This window comes from Cellulomonas rhizosphaerae (genome assembly GCF_003470205.1).
GTDB lineage: Bacteria > Actinomycetota > Actinomycetes > Actinomycetales > Cellulomonadaceae > Cellulomonas > Cellulomonas rhizosphaerae.
In genome coordinates, this window is sequence record NZ_QWKP01000037.1 from 1 (window position 1) to 2,992 (window position 2,992).

A 2,992-nucleotide genomic window follows, 5' to 3' on the forward strand; every position below is an offset into this window, starting at 1 on the left:
CACCACCTGCTCGAGGTGCCGCATGTCCCGGGCCCGGACCTGGACGACGAGGTCCACGTCGCCGGTGACCGTGCTGGCCGCGACGACCTCGGGGTACTGCTCGACCGCCGCGCGCATGGTCGCCGGGCTCGTCGAGCCCTGGCAGTAGACCTCGACGAAGGCCTCGGTGTGCCAGCCCATCGCGGCGGGGTCGAGGCGCACGGTGAAGCCGCGGATGACGCCGCGCTCGCGCAGGCGGTCGACGCGGCGCTTCACCGCGGGCGCGGAGAGCGAGACCTGCTGACCCACCTGGGCGAACGTGGCGCGGGCGTCGACGGACAGTGCCCGCAGGATCGCCATGTCGAGGTCGTCGATGTCGGGCACCCGCCCATCTTGGCCGACGAAGCGGCGTGGGACGCGCCGGAATCGGCCTTCTGTGTGATATCCGCCCGATTTGCCGCGGTTCCCTCAAGTCTCCCGGGTGCCCTGCCGAAGGGAGGGGCGGAGCCAGGCCGCGGATCTACCCGGTCCGGTGCAGGGGCACGAGACGAGCAGGGCACCGAAGGAGCGATCATGCGGATCTGGGACCGGCACGCGCGAGTGGCGACGGCGGTCGTCGTGGCGACGGCACTGGTCGCGGCGGGAGCGACCGCCGCGTGGAGCGACAGCGACTCCTCGGGCGTCACACCCACCGCGATCGGCACGCTCAGCCCGGTCGGTGCCGAGGGCGCAGTCGACGGGCCGGCGCTGACGACCTCGCAGTCGTCGACCGTGGCGCGGGCCGCGGTCGCGATCCGGCAGAGTGCGGCCGCGCAGGCAGCAGCGCAGGCCGCAGCGGCGAAGGCTGCCGCCGCGGAGGCCGCGAAGAAGGCCGCCGCCAAGAAGGCTGCGGCCAAGAAGGCCGCGGCCAAGAAGGCGGCGGCCAAGAAGGCGGCCGCGAAGAAGAAGGCTGCTGCGAAGAAGAAGGCTGCCGCCAAGAAGGCTGCCGCGAAGAAGGCTGCGGCGAAGAAGGCTGCCGCGAAGAAGGCTGCGGCCAAGAAGGCGGCAGCGAAGAAGAAGGCTGCCGCCAAGAGGAGCGCCGCCATCAAGGCGCCCGCCAAGGTCCCGTCCGGCGGCCTGGTCTGCAAGGGCTCGGGCGGCCCGGGCGCGGCCGAGCAGAAGGTCAGCGCGATCGGCGCTGCGATCAACTCCTACCGCGCGAGCCACGGCCTGAAGAAGCTCAGCATCTCCCGCTCGACGACCCTGGTGGGGCACGCCAAGAAGATGGCGACCACCGGCGGCATCTGGCACTCCGGCCACGAGAACATCGTGGCGTGCGTGAGCGACGACAGCGCCTCGACGATGGTCACCGCGTGGTCGCACTCCGCCCCGCACAAGGCGCAGATGCTCCGCAAGGACGTCACCCACATGACCGTCGGCGGCGCCGCCAACGACGGCTGGCTGTTCGGGGCGGTCCTCTTCAGCTGACCCGCGCGGCGGGCAGCCGCCGAACGGGAGCCCCGCCGAACGGCAGCCCCGCCGAACGGTGGGTGAGGCACGCCAACCGCACCGGATGCGTGCGGGAGCCACCGTTCGACGGGCTGAGCCGGCCGGGTGTAGGAGAACGTGTCAGGCCAGGGCGTCCGTGAGGGCGTCGAGGGCCGTGTCGAGGTCATCGGCGGAGATCGTCAGCGGCGGGGCGAGCCGCACGGTGCGGCCGTGGGTGTCCTTGGCCAGCACGCCGCGTGCGAGCAGCCGCTCGCACAGCTCGCGCCCGGTCGCAGGCCCGGAACCGGGTGCCACGTCGAGCCCCGCCCACAGGCCGATCCGCCGCACGGACGCCAGCGCGCCCGACGAGACCAGCACATCGAGACGGGTGCCGAGCTGCTCGCCGCGCACGCGCGCCGCGGCCTGCGGCTCGCCCGAGGACAGCAGGTCGACGACCGCGAGGCCAACAGCGCACGCGAGCGGGTTCCCGCCGAACGTCGAGCCGTGCGTGCCCGCGGTCAGCACCCCGAGCACGTCGTCGCGCCCGACGACCGCAGAGACGGGCACGATGCCGCCACCCAGGGCCTTGCCGAGCGTCACGAGGTCGGGCTGCACGCCCCAGGTCTCGACGGCGAGCGTGGTGCCGGTGCGGCCGAGGCCGGACTGGATCTCGTCGGCGATCAGCAGCACGTCCGCCGACGTGCACAGCGCGCGGACGGCCGGCCAGTAGTCGGCGGGCGGCACGACGACGCCCTGCTCGCCCTGCACGGGCTCGAGCAGCACGGCGACGGTCGTCTCGTCGATCGCGGCCGCCAGCGCCGCGGCGTCGCCGTAGGGCACCGAGCGGAAGCCGGGCGTGAACGGCCCGAAGTGCCGGCGCGCGTCGGGGTCGTCGGAGAACGAGACGATGGTCGTCGTGCGGCCGTGGAAGTTGCCGTCCGCGACGACGATCGTCGCGCGGTCGTCGGGCACGCCCTTGACCTCGTAGCCCCACTTGCGCGCGGCCTTGATCGCGGTCTCGACGGCCTCGGCGCCCGTGTTCATCGGCAGCACCAGGGGCGTGCCGGCGAGCAGCGGGCCGACGAGGCCGGCGAGCGCGGCCGCGAACGGCTCGAGCAGGTCGTGGTCGAACGCGCGCGAGGTGAGCGTGATGCGGTCGAGCTGCGCGTGCGCGGCGCCGACCAGCGCCGGGTGCCCGTGGCCGAAGTTCAGCGCCGAGTACCCGGCCAGCAGGTCGAGGTAGCGCCGGCCGTCGACGTCGGTGACCCACGAGCCGGAGCCCGAGGACAGCGTGACCGGCAGCGGGTGGTAGTTGTGCGCGAGTGCCGACGCGACGGCCGTCGTGGTCATGTCAGGCGCGGATCTCGAGCGTGCAGCACTTCGCGCCGCCGCCACCCTTGAGCAGCTCGCTCGTGTCCACGGGGATCGGGGTGTAGCCGCGCTCGCGCAGGGCCGCGGCGAGGTCCACCGCGCCGGGCGCGACGACCACGTTCTCGCCGTCGGACACCGCGTTGAGGCCCAGGGCCACGGCGTCGCGCTCGGTCGC

General features: G+C 73.7%; 3 protein-coding genes and 1 pseudogene. 1 reads left to right on the forward strand and 3 read right to left on the reverse strand.

Translation table 11 applies throughout. The annotated features are described in order from the left end of the window. Positions 1-363, reverse strand: a 363-nt coding sequence (locus D1825_RS00460; RefSeq protein WP_233549539.1) for an Lrp/AsnC family transcriptional regulator, incomplete at its 3' end; no start/stop codon positions are given. 189 nt (positions 364-552) lie between these two features. On the opposite strand from D1825_RS00460, the gene D1825_RS18365 reads away from it, so the two are divergent. Further along, entirely contained in the window at positions 553-1,446 is an 894-nt protein-coding gene (locus D1825_RS18365) for a CAP domain-containing protein (protein ID WP_199721434.1), read from the forward strand. A gap of 141 nt (positions 1,447-1,587) precedes the next feature. Here the strand turns inward: D1825_RS18365 and rocD are convergent, their stop codons facing one another. Together rocD and D1825_RS00475 are read right to left on the reverse strand one after the other, a co-directional pair. Beyond that, positions 1,588-2,796: an ornithine--oxo-acid transaminase gene (gene rocD / locus D1825_RS00470; RefSeq protein ID WP_118765586.1), complete on the reverse strand. Its 1,209-nt coding sequence runs from the start codon at positions 2,794-2,796 to the stop codon at positions 1,588-1,590. Between the two features lies 1 nt (position 2,797). Continuing rightward, positions 2,798-2,992, reverse strand: a pseudogene (locus D1825_RS00475) (dimethylargininase); the annotation flags it as partial.

What these genes read in the sequence shown, in the direction of transcription:
- rocD (WP_118765586.1), bottom strand. Translation starts at nt 2,796, where the DNA reads ATGACCACGACGGCCGTCGCGTCGGCACTCGCGCACAACTACCACCCG.
- D1825_RS18365 (WP_199721434.1), top strand. Translation starts at nt 553, where the DNA reads ATGCGGATCTGGGACCGGCACGCGCGAGTGGCGACGGCGGTCGTCGTG.